Annotated in this window: 15 protein-coding genes; 4 read left to right on the top strand and 11 right to left on the bottom strand. The window is 63.3% G+C overall.

The genetic code is table 11. The features are described from left to right. Window positions 1–59 precede the first annotated feature (59 nt). Both AB0N72_RS05555 and AB0N72_RS05550 read left to right on the top strand, forming a co-directional pair. Window positions 60–611 (top strand): A24 family peptidase, encoded by a 552-nt coding sequence (locus AB0N72_RS05555; protein ID WP_363929967.1) that lies wholly within the window; start codon window positions 60–62, stop codon window positions 609–611. Between the two features lie 65 nt (window positions 612–676). After that, complete coding sequence (locus tag AB0N72_RS05550) at window positions 677–1,153, top strand: NUDIX domain-containing protein (protein WP_363929966.1); 477 nt, start codon at window positions 677–679, stop codon at window positions 1,151–1,153. Window positions 1,154–1,161: 8 nt separating this feature from the next. On the opposite strand, the gene AB0N72_RS05545 is transcribed toward AB0N72_RS05550, so the two are convergent. From AB0N72_RS05545 to AB0N72_RS05525, 5 genes are all read right to left on the bottom strand, one after another. After that, complete coding sequence (locus AB0N72_RS05545) at window positions 1,162–2,799, bottom strand: MDR family MFS transporter (protein ID WP_363929965.1); 1,638 nt, start codon at window positions 2,797–2,799, stop codon at window positions 1,162–1,164. Continuing rightward, a complete protein-coding gene (locus AB0N72_RS05540; RefSeq protein WP_363929963.1) occupies window positions 2,796–3,464 on the bottom strand; it encodes a TetR/AcrR family transcriptional regulator in 669 nt (222 codons plus the stop codon). Before AB0N72_RS05540 ends, AB0N72_RS05545 begins: the two co-directional genes overlap by 4 nt. A gap of 172 nt (window positions 3,465–3,636) precedes the next feature. Beyond that, window positions 3,637–5,064: a class II fumarate hydratase gene (locus tag AB0N72_RS05535; RefSeq protein WP_363929961.1), complete on the bottom strand. Its 1,428-nt coding sequence runs from the start codon at window positions 5,062–5,064 to the stop codon at window positions 3,637–3,639. A gap of 87 nt (window positions 5,065–5,151) precedes the next feature. Then, a complete protein-coding gene (locus tag AB0N72_RS05530) occupies window positions 5,152–5,766 on the bottom strand; it encodes a carbonic anhydrase (protein ID WP_363929960.1) in 615 nt (204 codons plus the stop codon). Between the two features lie 57 nt (window positions 5,767–5,823). Further along, the gene (locus AB0N72_RS05525) at window positions 5,824–6,498 is read right to left on the bottom strand and encodes a DUF4245 domain-containing protein (RefSeq protein WP_363929959.1); all 675 of its coding nucleotides are present in this window, start codon (window positions 6,496–6,498) and stop codon (window positions 5,824–5,826) included. A gap of 200 nt (window positions 6,499–6,698) precedes the next feature. On the opposite strand from AB0N72_RS05525, the gene glpX reads away from it, so the two are divergent. Then, the gene (gene glpX, locus AB0N72_RS05520; protein ID WP_018777307.1) at window positions 6,699–7,721 is read left to right on the top strand and encodes a class II fructose-bisphosphatase; all 1,023 of its coding nucleotides are present in this window, start codon (window positions 6,699–6,701) and stop codon (window positions 7,719–7,721) included. Window positions 7,722–7,878: 157 nt separating this feature from the next. On the opposite strand, the gene AB0N72_RS05515 is transcribed toward glpX, so the two are convergent. The 5 genes from AB0N72_RS05515 to AB0N72_RS05495 are packed head-to-tail and all read right to left on the bottom strand — an operon-like array spanning window position 7,879 to window position 13,517. Further along, the gene (locus AB0N72_RS05515) at window positions 7,879–8,841 is read right to left on the bottom strand and encodes a peptidoglycan bridge formation glycyltransferase FemA/FemB family protein (protein WP_363929958.1); all 963 of its coding nucleotides are present in this window, start codon (window positions 8,839–8,841) and stop codon (window positions 7,879–7,881) included. 4 nt (window positions 8,842–8,845) lie between these two features. Continuing rightward, window positions 8,846–10,096: a mannose-6-phosphate isomerase, class I gene (gene manA / locus AB0N72_RS05510; RefSeq protein ID WP_363929957.1), complete on the bottom strand. Its 1,251-nt coding sequence runs from the start codon at window positions 10,094–10,096 to the stop codon at window positions 8,846–8,848. Between the two features lie 36 nt (window positions 10,097–10,132). Further along, on the bottom strand, window positions 10,133–11,758 hold the full coding sequence (locus AB0N72_RS05505; protein WP_363929956.1) for an LCP family protein: 1,626 nt from the start codon (window positions 11,756–11,758) through the stop codon (window positions 10,133–10,135). 11 nt (window positions 11,759–11,769) lie between these two features. Further along, a complete protein-coding gene (purE, locus tag AB0N72_RS05500; RefSeq protein ID WP_363929955.1) occupies window positions 11,770–12,333 on the bottom strand; it encodes a 5-(carboxyamino)imidazole ribonucleotide mutase in 564 nt (187 codons plus the stop codon). Next, window positions 12,330–13,517 (bottom strand): 5-(carboxyamino)imidazole ribonucleotide synthase, encoded by a 1,188-nt coding sequence (locus tag AB0N72_RS05495; RefSeq protein ID WP_363929954.1) that lies wholly within the window; start codon window positions 13,515–13,517, stop codon window positions 12,330–12,332. The genes purE and AB0N72_RS05495 overlap by 4 nt, the downstream gene beginning before the upstream one ends. A gap of 180 nt (window positions 13,518–13,697) precedes the next feature. Here AB0N72_RS05495 and AB0N72_RS05490 point away from each other — a divergent pair, with 180 nt between their 5' ends. Beyond that, on the top strand, window positions 13,698–14,267 hold the full coding sequence (locus AB0N72_RS05490) for a GtrA family protein (RefSeq protein ID WP_363929953.1): 570 nt from the start codon (window positions 13,698–13,700) through the stop codon (window positions 14,265–14,267). A 39-nt stretch (window positions 14,268–14,306) separates the two neighbouring features. On the opposite strand, the gene AB0N72_RS05485 is transcribed toward AB0N72_RS05490, so the two are convergent. After that, window positions 14,307–15,002, bottom strand: coding sequence for a TIGR03089 family protein (locus AB0N72_RS05485; protein WP_363929952.1), 696 nt, complete (start codon window positions 15,000–15,002; stop codon window positions 14,307–14,309). Window positions 15,003–15,059: the final 57 nt, after the last annotated feature.

Genomic DNA, 15,059 nt, shown 5'->3' with positions numbered 1-15,059 from the left:
CCACAGTTTACCCACGCGTTCAAGCAGGCCGGACGCCCAAAACGGGATAGCATCCGAAGGTGATCCGACGACTCTCCGAGCTCTGGACAGCCAGCCCGCTGGGCTTCTGGTTGGTGGTGGCCGCCTGCGTGTACTTCGTGGTGATGGCGGTCAGGCTCACCGTTATCGATGTCCGAAGCCACCTGCTGCCAAACCGGATCGTCCTCCCGGCCTACGGCGTGGCCGGCGTACTGCTTCTGGCCGCGGCGATCCTGGCATCCATGCCCGGGGCAGGCACGCGTGACGCCGCTTCGGCTGGCCTGTTCGGGGTGCCGGGCCTGGCGGCAGCAGCCGGCGGGGCGGTCCTCTGGCTTTTCTATTTCATCCTCCGGTTCATATACCCGCCAGGCATGGGCTTCGGCGATGTGAAGCTGGCCGGAGTGTTGGGCCTCTATTTGGGCTACCTTGGCTGGAGCCACATCATCGCAGGAACCTTCGCGGCCTTCCTGCTGGGAGGGCTGTGGAGCCTTGCCATTCTTGCCACGCGCAGGGGCACCCTGGGCTCGGCCATCCCGTTCGGCCCCTTCATGCTGGCCGGAGCGGCCGCCGCAATGGTGCTGCTGCCCGCTTGAGGCTAGCCTGTCAGCAAGGCTGCAACCGCGGCAGGATCGATCAATCGTGTGAGGAACGCTGAACCATGGGTGCACCGGATTTTGTGCTCAGACTGCGGGAGAAAATAGGCCATGACCCCTTGTGGTTGCCCGCTGTGCGGGGAGTGGTCTTTGACGACGACGGCAGGGTGCTGCTGGGACAGCGCGCCGACAACGGGCACTGGGCGCTCATCACCGGAATGCTGGAACCGGGCGAACATCCTGCCCCCGGCCTGGTCCGCGAAATTTTCGAGGAAACAGCGGTGGTGGCAGAGACCGAGCGGATCGTCGGCGTCGGCGTTGTAGGTCCGGTGACGTTTCCCAACGGGGACGTGTGCGACTTCCTGGACATCACGTTCCGCTGCCGCTACGTCTCTGGAGACGCCCGGGTCAACGACGACGAATCGCTGGCCGTCGGGTGGTTTGCCCTGGACGACCTTCCGGAGATGAGCGCCGGAAACCTGGAAGCCATCAGGCTCGCCACGGAGCCCGAAGGCGCCGTGGCGTACCAGGTGGAGGACTAGCCCGAGCCTTACTGGCTGGTTTCCAGCTGCGCCGATTCGCGGTGCCCGGCCTCCAGCTTCTCCGCCTCCAGCTGCTCGGCCTCGGCGCCTCCGATGGCCTCGCCGCGTGCCACCATTCCGGCGGTATCGGAGAGCGGGATCTGCTTCAGCGTGATGGCCAGGATGAGCGCGATGGCGATGAACGGAACCAAGTACCAGAACACCGGTGCCAGCGAGTTCGCGTAGGCGTTCACGATCGCATCGCGTAACTGTTCGGGCAACTGGGCCAGTGCCTGGGGATCCAGCGTGCTGGTGGACTGCGAGGCCTGTTCTGCCGAGGCGCCCGCCCCCGTGAAGGCCTGGGTCAGTGACTCGGACAAACGGTTGGTGAAGATGGCACCGAAGACGGCGACGCCCAGCGATGCGCCTACTTCGCGGAAATAGTTGTTCGTGCTGGTGGCCGTACCGATCTGGTCAGCGGGAACGGAGTTCTGCACCACCAGGACGATGACCTGCATGATCAGGCCCAGGCCCGCGCCGAAGATGAAGAGCTGGACGCAGATAACCCAGATGGGCGTTTCCGCGGCAAGGGTGGTCAACCAGAGCATGGCGGCTATCGTCATTGCCGCGCCCAGGATGGGGAACAGCTTGTACTTGCCGGTCTTGGAAATGCGGATACCGGAGTAGATCGAGGTGCCCATCAGGCCCACCATCATCGGCAGCATCAGCAGTCCGGACTCGGCAGCGGAGGTACCCGAAGACATCTGCAGGAACGTGGGGACGAAAGCTATGGCGGCGAACATGCCCAGGCCCAGCGTGAAGCCGATGGCCGTTGCGTTGATGAAGATGGGGTTCTTGAACAGGCTCAGCGGAATGATGGGATCTTCGGCACGCCGTTCAACCATCACGAACGCGAAAGCCGCGACAACCAGGCCGGCGCCAAAGGCCCAGGTAAGGGGAGAATCCCAACCCTCGTCCTTCTTGCCGCCAAAGTCCGTGAAGAAGATGAGGCAGGTGGTGGCAGCGGAGAGAAAAATGACACCCAGGATGTCGATCTTCTTTTCGGCCTTCTTGTTGGGCAGCGTCAGGGTGAACCAGGCAGTGATGAACGCAGCGATGCCGATGGGGATGTTGATGTAGAACGCCCACTCCCAGGTGAGGTGGTCCACGAAGAATCCGCCCAGCAGGGGGCCGGCGACGGCAGAGAGGCCGAAGATGGCACCCAGGGGGCCCATGTACTTCCCGCGCTCCTTGGCTGGGACGATGTCGGCGATGATGGCCTGCGAGAGGATCATCAAGCCGCCGCCGCCGAGGCCCTGGATGGCGCGGAAGATGACGAAGCCCCAGAAATCAGTGGCAAACGCACAGCCCACGGACGCCAAAGTAAACAATGCGATGGCGACCAGGAACAGGTTGCGGCGCCCCAGGATGTCACCGAACTTGCCATAGATTGGCATCACGATGGTCGTGGCCAGGAGATAGGCCGTGGTGATCCATGCCTGGTGGTCCACCCCGCCCAGCTTGCCCACGATGGTCGGCATGGCCGTGGAGACGATGGTTTGATCCAGGCTGGACAGGAGCATGCCTGCGATCAGTGCCGAAAAGATGATCCAGATACGCTTCTGGGTCAGCAGCAACGGCTCGGCTGCTTTCGAGAGTGTACTCATGCGGGGTCCTTCGGTGTCTGTGCAGGAGTGGTGTCCAGCGGTTGCGAAAAGAGTTTCCGGGCTGCGGCGAGGTTCTGGTCCAGGAGCTCGCGGTAAGGCCGGGTGTTGTCCTCCGAGAAGAACTGATGGGACGTTTTCTTGGAAACAGCGCCGAAAACCACCGAAGCCATGACGACTTCCGGATGCTCGGGGGAGAGGCCCTCACGGGCGGCGATCAACTCCATGAATTGCCGTTCCCTTGCCTCACCCTCCAAGGTCATGCGGCCCAGTAGCTGGGGTTCGGCCTTGATGGCAGCGATCAGTTGGAGGATCTCGGTGCGGCTGATGGTGGATCGCTCCACGATGCCCACCGTGAGGTGGTAAAGGGCGGCGAGCAAGGTGGCGGAGATACTGCCCGGCAGCCTTTCCGGATCACGGTTGAACTCATCCAAGGCATCCTGGGGCAGGTCATCGGAGAAAGCTCCGATCACTGCGTCTTCCTTGGAGTGGAAGTAGTTGAAGAACGTCCGGCGGGAGATACCGGCCTCTTCGCACACTTCTTCCACGGTGTAGCCATTCAGGCCGCGTTCAGCGGTCAAGGTTCTCGCGACTGCGGTGATGGCCAGCCGAGTGGCGGCGCGCTTGCGCTCGCGAAGACCGCCGTCGGTATTTGCACTATTGCTCACAAAGTAAAGTTTTGCACTCATGGACTAAAAGTGCAAAATGCTTTGGAGTTTTTGTACAGCTAAAGCCCTTATGGAGGGCTTTTAAGGGCATTAGGTGTACAAAAACTCCAGGGGACGACGACGGCCGGCACCTTCCGTGCGGAAGGTACCGGCCGTCGTCGTGCTTTGAGTCTTAGTTCTTGTGGGCGGGGGAGGTCATGGTGGTGACGTCCAGGGCCTTGTCGAGGTCAGCCTCGGAGACCTTGCCTTCGCCTTCACCAACGAAGCCAAGCTTCTCGGTAGCCTGGCGGATGGTCAGGCCTTCCTTGACGGCGATCTTGGCGATCTTTGCCGCGTTCTCGTAGCCGATGTACTTGTTCAACGGGGTCACGATGGACGGGGAAGCCTCGGCCAGGAAGCGGGCGCGCTCCACGTTGGCGGTGATGCCGTCGATCATCTTGTCGGCCATGACGCGGCTGGTGTTGGCCAGCAGGCGGATGGACTCGAGCAGGTTGGCGGCCATCACGGGGATGCCGACATTCAGCTCGAAAGCCCCGTTGGTGCCGGACCAGGCGATGGCGGTGTCGTTGCCGATGACCTGTGCGCAGACCATGATGGATGCTTCGCAGATAACCGGGTTGACCTTGCCGGGCATGATGGACGAGCCCGGCTGGAGGTCCGGGATGGCGATTTCGCCGAGGCCCGTGTTGGGGCCCGAGCCCATCCAGCGGAGGTCGTTGTTGATCTTCATGAAGGAGATCGCGATGTTGCGCAGCTGGCTGGAACCTTCGATAAGGCCGTCGCGGTTGGCCTGGGCTTCGAAGTGGTCGCGGGCCTCGGTCAGCGGCAGGCCGGTGTCTGCTGCCAGGAGTTCGATGACGCGCTCCGGGAAGCCGGCGGGGGTGTTGATGCCCGTACCAACGGCCGTGCCGCCGAGGGGAACTTCGGCGACGCGGGGGAGCGCGGCGTTGATGCGCTCAATGCCGTAGCGGACCTGGGCTGCGTAGCCGCCGAACTCCTGGCCGAGCGTGACGGGCGTGGCATCCATGAGGTGCGTGCGGCCGGACTTGACGACGTCCTTGAACTCAACAGCCTTGCGGTCCAGGGAAGCTGCCAGGTACTCGAGGGCCGGGATCAGGTCGTTGATCAGGGCCGAGGTAGCGGCGACGTGGACGGACGTCGGGAAGACATCGTTGGAGGACTGCGAAGCGTTCACGTGGTCGTTGGGGTGGACCACCTTGTCGCTGCCTGCAGCAGAGAGGGCACGGGAAGCGAGCTCGGCAATGACCTCGTTGGTGTTCATGTTGGAGGACGTGCCGGAGCCGGTCTGGAAGACGTCGATCGGGAAGTCGCCGTCGTACTTGCCCGTTGCAACCTCATCGGCAGCTGCGGCAATAGCCTCGGCGAGCTCACCATCGAGCACCCCCAGTTCGGCGTTTGCCAGTGCGGCGGCCTTCTTGACGCGTGCAAGGGCTTCAATGTGGGTGCGCTCAAGCGTCTTGCCGGAGATGGGGAAGTTCTCCACAGCACGCTGCGTCTGGGCGCGGTACAGGGCGTTCACGGGGACGCGAACTTCGCCCATCGTGTCATGTTCAATACGGAACTCAGTGGTGGAAGTCATGGGGCTAGCTTATGGCGATTGGACGCTTCACTGAAAACCCGGAGGTGAGTGCTACGTGCTCCGGCCCGGGGGCCGGAGCACGTAGTCCTAGAGCTCGCCGATAGCGGAAACAAGGGCCGCCTGGCCCTCACCGAGTTTGTACGAGAGGCCGATCACGGCCACCCGGCCATCCTCAATGGCGTCGGAAATCACACGGGAGCTGTCAGCAAGTCGCTCGGCGGTCTGCTTGACGTGTTCCACCACCATGTCGTTGACGTCCTCCTGGCCGTTGCGCTTGGCCGTGAGCACCGAGGGGGTGATGCGTTCAACGAGATCGCGAATGAAGCCCGGCGGCATTTCGCCGGTTTCAACAGCGCCCTTGGTCGCCGTTACGGCGCCGCAGCTGTCGTGGCCCAGGACGGCGATCAGGGGAACCTTGAGTTCGGTGATGCTGTACTCGAGCGAACCGAGAACAGCGTCGTCGATCACCTGCCCGGCCGTTCGAACCACAAAGGCATCGCCCAGGCCGAGATCGAAGATGATCTCTGCGGCGAGGCGTGAGTCCGCGCAGCCGAAGATGACGGCAAAGGGATTTTGGCCCTCAAGGAGGGACGAGCGGCGGGCGGCATCCTGGTTGGGGTGCAGGGATTCGCCGGAGACAAAACGTTCGTTGCCCTCGCGGAGACGGCGCCACGCCAGGGCTGGAGTCAGGTAAGTAGGCACGAACCTTACTTTACGACGACCACGGGCCCGTCCGTGAAACTGTTGCGCGCGGAGCGCTCAGGAGGACTGCGTTGCTGAACCGGCAGGTGCCGTGCCCTGGTCCGCGGACTTGACGACGGCGGCGGCCAGCTTTGCGAACTCATCAAGGCTTGCCGTGCCGGTCAGGATGATGGTGGTGCCCTTGTAGTCAAGGACCATGCTGCGCTTTTCCTTGCCCGAGTCGCGCAGTTCCCAGTCCTGGCCGCCGGCATTGCGGGTTCCGGTGACGGGGAGGTTGCCGGTCTGCTGCAATACCCAGGTGGGATTGGCCTTGTTGGTCTGGGTGAGGCCGATGAAGGCTTCCTTGGGAGTCAGGAAACCAACCTCCCAAGTGGGCACGCCGGTTCCGCTGCCGGATTCCCATCGGGCGTAATTCGGGGTGAATGTGTCGTTGGTATCCGGGGTGACAGGTGTGAATCCCGCCACACCCTCGGCATTTTTGGCGACGGAGGCCACATCGATGGGGGGCCTGAAGCCTTCACCCTTGGGTGCGGGATTCATCAAGACGATGGGAAGGAAAGCCAGCACGCAGAGCAAAAGGGCAATGAGCATGCCAATGACGGATGCGTTGGCCCGTTTGGCAGCTTTCGCCGCAATGACGGGCTTGAAGGGGGCATCCTGGGCATTGGTTGGTTCAGCCGCGGCAGCGTCCGGTTGGGTGCCGGCGGCGGGCTTGTCCTGCGTTTCACTCACCCCTCCATGATCCCTTATCAGGGCAGGGAACACACATCGGACAAACTCACCACGGGTATTGCGGCCGGTGGTCATTCAACGACGCCGAAGAGTTCCGGCGACTATGATCGTTGGTAGAGGAACCCCGGGTTGCCCCGCGCAACCATGTCCGGTCCCGTGAATCGTCACTCGAAGAAGAGGTTCAAGTGTCTCCTGCACCAATGACCCAGCAGTATTCCACGATTTCGCCGTCACTTGCCGTCGGCATCGACGAACCTGACCGCAACCTTGCGCTTGAACTCGTCCGTGTCACCGAAGCCGCGGCCATTGCCGGTGGCCACTGGGTAGGTTTCGGCGACAAGAACAAGGCAGACGGCGCCGCCGTCGATGCCATGCGTTCGTTCCTTCACACCGTCCACTTCAATGGCGTCGTGGTGATTGGTGAAGGCGAAAAAGATGAAGCCCCCATGCTGTTCAACGGTGAGCAGGTTGGTGACGGCACTGGTCCCGAATGCGACGTCGCCGTGGATCCCATCGACGGAACCCGCCTGACCGCCCTCGGCATCAACAATGCCCTTGCCGTCCTGGCTGTCGCCGAGCGTGGCTCGATGTTCGATCCCTCGGCGGTCTTCTACATGGAGAAGCTCGTCACAGGTCCCGAAGCCGCCGATATGGTGGACCTTCGCCTGCCCGTCAAGCAGAACCTGCACTTGATCGCCAAGGCCAAGGGCGTCAAGGTCAACCAGCTCAACGTCATGATCCTGGACCGCGACCGGCACCGCCCGCTGGTCGAGGAAATCCGTGAAGCCGGTGCACGCACCAAGTTCATCATGGACGGCGACGTTGCCGGCGCCATCGCTGCGGCCCGCACCGGCACCGGCGTCGACGCCCTGATGGGCATCGGCGGCACTCCGGAAGGCATCGTTGCAGCTTGCGCCATCAAGTCCCTCGGTGGCGTCATCCAGGGCCGGCTCTGGCCGACGTCGGACGACGAGAAGCAGAAGGCGATCGACGCCGGACACGACCTCGACCGCGTCCTGTCCACCAACGACCTCGTCACCTCGGACAACTGCTACTTCGCAGCCACCGGCATCACCGACGGCGACCTCCTGCACGGCGTGCGCTACCAGAAGGACCGCGTCCTGACGCAGTCCATCGTGATGCGCTCGAAGTCCGGAACGGTCCGTTTCGTTGATGCTGAGCACCACGCATCCAAGTGGGAGACGTACGCGCGCAAGGCTTAGTACCCCCGGCGTAGCGCGTCTCGGGCGCGAAAAGCGCCCCATCGCTCTGCGGCTATTTCCTCGTTCCTCGTCGATTTGATGCCGCTGACGCGATGGGGCGCTTTCTGCTGTGTTGCAAAGCCAGGGCCCCAGACCCTTGGCGCTTCTTTGGTGAGAGTTAAGGGCGGGGGAGTTTGCTGCGGAGGGTTTTCGCTGTGTCGCGGAGCTTCCTGGCCAGTTGGTAGGCGCCGTAGCGGAGCTTGTTCACCGGGAGGTCCCAGGTGCCGGGGTAGGAGACCTCGCGGCCGCCGAAGGACTTCTTGAAAGCCGTGAAGCCGGCCCACTTGTGGTCGGGCTGGTCGTCGGGGGCCACGCCCCAGAGGTCCACGTGCTTGAGGCCTTTTTCCTTGGCGTCGGCCATGAGGGTCACCAGCAGCGGGATGCCAGCGCTGAGCTTGCGGTGTGTGTCATCCAGTGCCGCGTGGGCGTAGACGCGGGTGTCTGCGGAATCATAGGCGAAGGCGGCTGCGATGGGCTCGCCTTCAAGCTCTGCGATGAACAAAGTCCCCGCACCCGAGGGCAACAACGACGCCGCCACCTGGGTCAGGTATTCGTCGCTTTGGGGCTTGAAGCCATTCCGTGCAGCCGTCAGGTGCAGGAAATGCAGCAGGATGGAAATGTCCGCCGGGTCGTTGGAAGCCCTGAACGTCACGCCCTTCTTGTGGATGTTCCGGTAAAGGTTACGGTTGGTTGGCTTCATGCCGGCGAGGACGTCCTTGAAGTCGCCGTCAAGATCCACTACCCAACTGAGCTCCGGCTGCTGGTTGACCGGCGCGGGCCGCAGGCCGCGGGCGCGGAGGAGGGGACCGGCGTCGGACGCTGTGAAACCTGCGGCAGCGGGTTCCATCCGGACAAAGACCGCATGCTCCGCCTTTGCCAAAGCCACCAAGGCCGCCGTGGCGGCGTCGAAGGCTTCCACCGAGTCCGCCACCGGACCATACGGGGCGTAGATGACCTTGCCGGCCGGGTTCTTTTCCTCGATGGCGAGGAAGCTCCATCCGGGACCGGATTTTTCGTGGACACGCCGGCCCAGGGAACGCTGAACGGCCGCCCATGCGGGCGTTTGAAGGAAGAATTCCATGCGTTTAGTTCCCCAAGCCCGTGGTGACTGCGAAGGCAATGCTGGTGTCGGTGGCACCCTGGACGGGGTGGACGTTGACCGGGGCCTCGATATCGGGAATGAACGCTGCTGCGCCTCGGCCCAGCTGGAGGTCGCTCTTGGGCGAGTCCAGGAGCACGGAACCGGATACAACCACGACGACGGCGGGCCCGGTTTGTGCCAACGGCACCGGCGCGGCATCAGGACGCAGCTCGATGCGCTGGAGCTGGAACTCCTTGAACGGCGGGCGGTACAGTTCCTGCCCGAACTCCGTGCCGCTGGCCTCCACGCGGGGAACCCCCAACGCTTCGAAACGGACGGTCTTCAGCAACTCCGGTACATCTACATGCTTCGGCGTGAGTCCGCCGCGGAGAACGTTGTCAGAGGACGCCATGACCTCTACGCCCAGGCCGTGCAGGTAGGCGTGAATGTTGCCGGCGGGCAGGTACACAACTTCGCCGGGTTCCAGGGAAAGGTGGTTCAGCAGCAGTGAGATGAGGACGCCAGGGTCACCGGGGAAGGCTTCGTTGATGGTGAGCATGGCCGCCAAAGCCTCACGGTGCGGTTCCAACGGCGCCCCCGCCGACAACACCGCGACAACCTCGTCGATGGCGTCCGGGACGTCGCTTCCGCCTTGGATCAGCCGGCTGAAAGCGGCCTTCAGTGCTGCGGCCTCGTCAGTCCCGCTGAGGTCGGTGATCACGTCGGCAATGACAGGCGGGACATCGATCGCCGCCGAGTCGAGGATGCGTGCCAGGTGCTCAAAGACGGCCCGGGAATCAGCGGGGGAGCGGAAGCCACACAGTGCCTTGAACGGCGTGAGGGCGAAAATCATTTCCGGCTTGTGGTTGTCATCGCGGTAGTTGCGTTCGGCGGCGTCGGGGGCCATCCCTGCGGCATTCTCGCGGGCAAAGCCCTCGCGGGCTTGCTCCAGGCTCGGGTGGACCTGGAGGGAGAGCGGCTGCTCAGCCGCCAGGAGCTTGGTGAGGAAGGGCAGGCGGGGACCGAATTCGGCCAGGCTTTCCGAGCCGAGGCAGCGCTGTGGATCCGAGGCGATCAAGGCATCCAACGGCTGGGTGACCCCATTGGGGTGTACGGCTGTGGACGGGGAGTCCGGGTGCGCTCCGATCCACATTTCTGCCTCCGGACCACCGGAGGCGGGCCGACCCAGCAGTTCGGCGATGGCCGTCGTCGAACCCCACGCATAGGGTCGCAAAACATTCTCAATCTGGTACACGAAAGAAAGTCCTTATCGTTGCGCTGAACGTGGGATTTAGAGCGGTGCGCACTGGCCATTGGTGGCCACGAGGTCGCGGATGCCTTGCTCATCGCCTTGGGCCTTGAGGCCGTTCAGCAATTCAATGGTGATCGGCCTGCCATCCGGGGTGGTGGTCACGGGGGTGAAGTCGGCCGACGGCGACGGCAACTGGCTTGTGGGCGACAGGCCCTTGAGGGGCCCGGCAGCCATGATCGGTCCGGCCCCCGGACTGTCATGGGTTACGACGGCGTCACTCGCCTTTGGACTGTTGGACGAGCCGAGGACTTCCTGGACCTTGGAGTGGATCAGGTCAAAGTCCGGCACCGTGGAAAACGCCGCGTCAAAGTCCGGCGGCCCGATGGTGAGGCGTTTGACGGGCTGGTTTTTGGACTTCAGCGCGAGGTCCACGAAGCTGCCCAGCTGGTTGGAAGAGATGTTGGAATCCACCACTTTGGTTCCGGCGTTTGCGATGTCCTCGAACTTGGTCAGCAAGGTGGCAGGATCCAGTTGCTTGAGCATCGCCTGCTGTACGCACTGTTGGCGGGCGATGCGGGCATAGTCGTCCACGAATTCGCGGGAACGGCCGTACCAAAGGGCATGGAAGCCGTCCAGGTGCTGGTCCCCTGCGGGGATCCAGCCATCAGGCATACCGTGGATGCCGTTGGCCTCATCAGTGACCGGGCCACTGATCGGTACCCAGCCGCCGGCCTTGATGCGGATGCCGCCCATGGCGTCGATGAGCTTGGCGAAACCGTCCATGTCCACCAGGACGTACGCCTGGACGGTGATGCCAAGGGTGCCCGAGACGGCCTCCAGGGTAGCTTGGGCACCGGGGTCCTGAACGCCCGGGTACAGGTCTTTGTACTTGTTGGTGACCTCGGTGTTGACCGCGTTGATGAGGCATTCATCGCCGCAGTTGTAGCCCTCGGGGTAGATCTTGCGCATGGGGGATCCCTCGCTGAACTGTGCGTTCTGGAGGTTGCGGGGGACCGAGATGATGGCGCTTTCGCCCGTTTTTGCGTCGACGCTGATGACCGACAGGCTGTCCGGACGGCGTCCGGTCCGGTCATCTCCGGCGTCGCCGCCCATCATGAGGAAGTTGTAGCGCCCGTCCACGGGGTCGATCGCCGGGCCGGCGTCGAAGATGCTGCCGATTGCGTTACGGCTCACGTTCAGCACGTACGCGATGTAGCCCAGCGAACCGCTGGCAAGAACGGTGGAGACGGCTACCACCACGGCGATAATGGGCCGCATGCCGGGGGCCAAGAGCGTGGGCCTGATGATCCGCAGGGTGTTGAGGAACAGGTATGCCCATCCCAGGGCGAGGGCCACCAGGATCACGATGATGAACAGCGATCCAACCGGGTGGGTCACGATGCTGAGCAGCATTGTCCGGTTTACTACCGCAATGGCAATGGTCAGCAGCGCCAGGGCCCACACTGTGAGCGTTACTCGAAGTGCCATGCGGCCGAGTTTGCGGTCGCCCGCAACGATCTGGGCACTGCCGGGAATGAAGAGCGTGAGGAGGACCAGCACGAAGGCGCGTTTGGTCCGCACCGGCGCACTGGCGCCGGATGGGTAGCGGACTGGATCAGTCAGGGCGGAGCCGGGCTGATTCGGGTTCTTGTGCATGGTAGTCATCCGCTGCCTTCCTAGCGCGGGCTCCGGGCTGAAGCGTTGGCCGGAGAGAAGACTTCCTCTACCTTGCGGCGAAGGTTTTCACCCTTCTTGGCCGCTACATCATTGAGTTCCCGGGCAAAACCGAGGAGGTCGCCCCGGAGCTTGGCGGCAAGTTCATCAGTACCGGATGCGAGCATGCGCACCGCCAGGAGACCCGCGTTGCGGGCTCCCGCGATGGACACCGTCGCCACCGGAACGCCTGCGGGCATCTGCACGATCGACAAAAGGGAGTCCATGCCGTCCAGTGTCTTGAGCGGAACCGGAACGCCGATGACGGGGAGGGGAGTCACCGACGCCAGCATTCCGGGGAGGTGGGCGGCCCCGCCGGCACCGGCAATGATGACCCGGAGGCCGCGCTCGTGGGCGCTCTGGCCGTAGCTGATCATTTCCGTGGGCATGCGGTGGGCTGAAACAACATCTGCTTCAAAGGGAATGCCGAACTCCGCCAGGGCGTCCGCAGCCGCCTCCATGACAGGCCAGTCCGAGTCTGAGCCCATGACGAGTCCTACCAACGGGGCTTGTGGTGTTGTCGTCATTCGGTCTCCTCAAGAGTGGTCTGCTCCGGCTTGCGGCCGTCACGGATGATGTTGGCCACGGTGGTTGCCCGCTGGCGGACTGAATCGACGTCGGATACCGAACTGCCGACAAGGTTGACGTGCCCGATTTTCCGGCCGGGGCGCACGGACTTGCCGTAGGAGTGCACCTTGGCGGCGGGCTCGTAGGCCAACGCCATGGGGAAGGCGGTAAAGAGGTCCTGGTTGTCGCCGCCCAGGAAATTCTTCATCACCGTGACCGGTGCCAGTGCGTCGGTGGCACCCAGCGGCAGGTCCAGAACCGCCCGGAGGTGCTGCTCGAACTGGCTGGTGATGGATCCGTCCTGGGTCCAGTGGCCGGTGTTATGGGGGCGCATGGCAAGCTCATTGATGAGGAACCCTGCTCCGACACCCGGCGTCTCGAACAGTTCAGCGGCCATGACTCCCGTGACGCCGAGTTCGTTGGCGATGCGGAGCGCGGCTTCTTCAGCTGCGGCAGCTACTTCGACAGGAATGTTCTGGGCAGGGGCAATGACTTCGTCGCAGACGCCGTCCACCTGGATGGTGTGCACCACCGGCCACGCCCGGGACTCGCCACTGGGCGTGCGGGCCACGAGCGCGGAGAGTTCACGGCTGAACTCCACCTTGGCCTCGGCCAGCAGCGGGCTCATGGTCTGGAACCAGTCCTCGGTCTCCACGGCGTCCTGCGCGGAGTCCACGATCCTGACGCCCTTGCCGTCGTAGCCGCCCCGCGGAGTCTTCAGAACAACGGGCCAGCCGATCCTGTCGCCGAAGGCAACCAGCTCATCCACTGTGTGCACGGCGGACCATTCCGGGTTGGGCAGGCCGAGGCGGTCAATGGCGGCCCTCATGACGAGCTTGTCCTGGGCGTTCACCAAAGCGTCAGGACCGGGCTGGACGTTCACTCCCGCGTCCAGCAGAGCCCTGAGGTGCCCGGTGGGGACGTGTTCGTGATCAAACGTCAACACGTCCAGGCCCTTTGAGAACTCAAGGAGTGCGTTCAGGTCCTTGTAGTCGCCAATGGGTGCCGTGGCCACGGCAGCCACGGCTGAAACGTCCTCGCCTTCGGCCAAAACGCGCAGTTCGAAGCCCATTGCGGTAGCGGGCGGAGCCATCATTCGTGCGAGTTGGCCGCCGCCAACAACGCCAATTACTGGAAAAGTCACAAGGTTCAGCCTACCGAACCGTCGGCAAGATCACTGATTCTGCCGCTCTTTTGGCTCCTTATATCGTGTGCTGAGGCCTCGATATTGCCGTTCTCACAGGGTACTCCCGGGCAACGCTTGGAAATGGGCGCTAAAATGGTCAAGGCCCATCGGCCCACTTTTCAACGGCCATGGAGGGTCATGATCACCACACTTGCAGATCGCATCCGCGGACTTGCTTCGCTTTTCTGGCGCGAAGTAGCCAAGTTCGGCGCCGTCGGCGGTGTTGCCTTCGTCATCGACTCGGCTGTTTACATCTGGCTTTTCTCGGGTCCGATGCACGGTAGCGAAGTGTGGGCCAAGGCCATCGCCACCATTGTGGCAAGTGTGTTCTCCTGGGTGGCCAACCGTTTCTGGACATTCCGCCACCGCAAGCAGGCGAACGTCGTCCGCGAAGCCGTGCTGTTCGCCGTCATGAACGTCGTAGGCCTGCTTATCGCCTCTGGTTGTGTGTGGTTCGCCAAGTACATCCTGGAACTCAATGACAAGCCGTCCCTGTTTATCGCAGGCAGCGTGGTGGGCCTGATCCTGGGCACCATTTTCCGCTTCTTCGCTTACCGCTTCTGGGTCTTCAACGAGGAACTGGACGCTGAGCCCGAGTTCTCGCACGACCACGAACTCCTGGACATGCACCCCAAGGCCAAGGCCGGGGCGGAAGCCGGAGCTGGCAACCCGGCAACCGGTGAGTTTCCTGCAGTCAAGAAGCCCTGACCGGCCAATAAACCCTGACCGGCCAACCAACCACTGACGTTACGGGCGGCTGATGCGCTCGTTCTCCATCAGGTGCTCGGTGACTTCCACATCCGGGTGCACCAGCACCACGGAACCGTCCTCTTTCCAAGCGCCCAGGGCAGCGGAAAGGCATGGTTCCAGTCCGTCCCCGGTACGCACCAGCAGGCGGGTGCCGGGTTCCTGTGCAGCGGCGAATCCCTCAAGAAGGTCCGAATGCGGGTGTGTGGCCGTGCCCCGCACAGCGGCGCTGCCTGCTTCGGGTTCGTTATGGGCCATGAACACGTCGCCGTGGGAGCGGACTTCCGCCGCATAGTCCACAACGCCGGTTGGCAGCTCACCGGGCCAGCGCATGGCAAGCGAGGCGAGCGGGACGGCGACCACCGCATCGAAGCCGGCCCCGGCGCCGTCGTCGGGCGTGTCTGTAACCAGCAGGTCCGCGGAGCTGCCATCCAGGACGACCTCCAGCCCCAGCTGCCAGGAGGCAAGGGCCCATACGAAGGACTTCCAATGTGCGGGGAGGTCCAGCCGAACGGCCATGCCAGGTTCGGCATCGAGCTCGTCCTGCAACAGGTTGCTTGTTTTGGCCACCCAGTTGTCGAAAACCCGGCCGGAAAGTTCCACCCGCTCCGAATCAGGGCCATACCAAGTGAGCCTGGGGGATGTGGAATGCCCGGACCTGAGGGCGGTCATCAAGTTCACTGCCGGAATGCTCATGCGTCAATCTTGCCACGGCGTCCCCGCGCCACTCCGGGCAACGAACACCCGAATGTG

Origin of the sequence: Paenarthrobacter sp. NPDC089307 (assembly GCF_040685055.1) — a bacterium.
In the GTDB taxonomy this organism is placed as follows: domain Bacteria; phylum Actinomycetota; class Actinomycetes; order Actinomycetales; family Micrococcaceae; genus Arthrobacter.
The sequence above is the reverse complement of the archived record's forward strand: the minus strand, read 5'-3'. Positions and strand labels throughout refer to the sequence as shown.

Coding starts and splice junctions, on each gene's coding strand:
- purE (WP_363929955.1), bottom strand. CDS start 12,333: ATGACGACAACACCACAAGCCCCGTTGGTAGGACTCGTCATGGGCTCA.
- AB0N72_RS05515 (WP_363929958.1), bottom strand. CDS start 8,841: ATGGAATTCTTCCTTCAAACGCCCGCATGGGCGGCCGTTCAGCGTTCC.
- AB0N72_RS05550 (WP_363929966.1), top strand. CDS start 677: ATGGGTGCACCGGATTTTGTGCTCAGACTGCGGGAGAAAATAGGCCAT.
- AB0N72_RS05485 (WP_363929952.1), bottom strand. CDS start 15,002: ATGAGCATTCCGGCAGTGAACTTGATGACCGCCCTCAGGTCCGGGCAT.
- AB0N72_RS05535 (WP_363929961.1), bottom strand. CDS start 5,064: ATGACTTCCACCACTGAGTTCCGTATTGAACATGACACGATGGGCGAA.
- AB0N72_RS05490 (WP_363929953.1), top strand. CDS start 13,698: ATGATCACCACACTTGCAGATCGCATCCGCGGACTTGCTTCGCTTTTC.
- AB0N72_RS05545 (WP_363929965.1), bottom strand. CDS start 2,799: ATGAGTACACTCTCGAAAGCAGCCGAGCCGTTGCTGCTGACCCAGAAG.
- AB0N72_RS05505 (WP_363929956.1), bottom strand. CDS start 11,758: ATGACTACCATGCACAAGAACCCGAATCAGCCCGGCTCCGCCCTGACT.
- glpX (WP_018777307.1), top strand. CDS start 6,699: ATGACCCAGCAGTATTCCACGATTTCGCCGTCACTTGCCGTCGGCATC.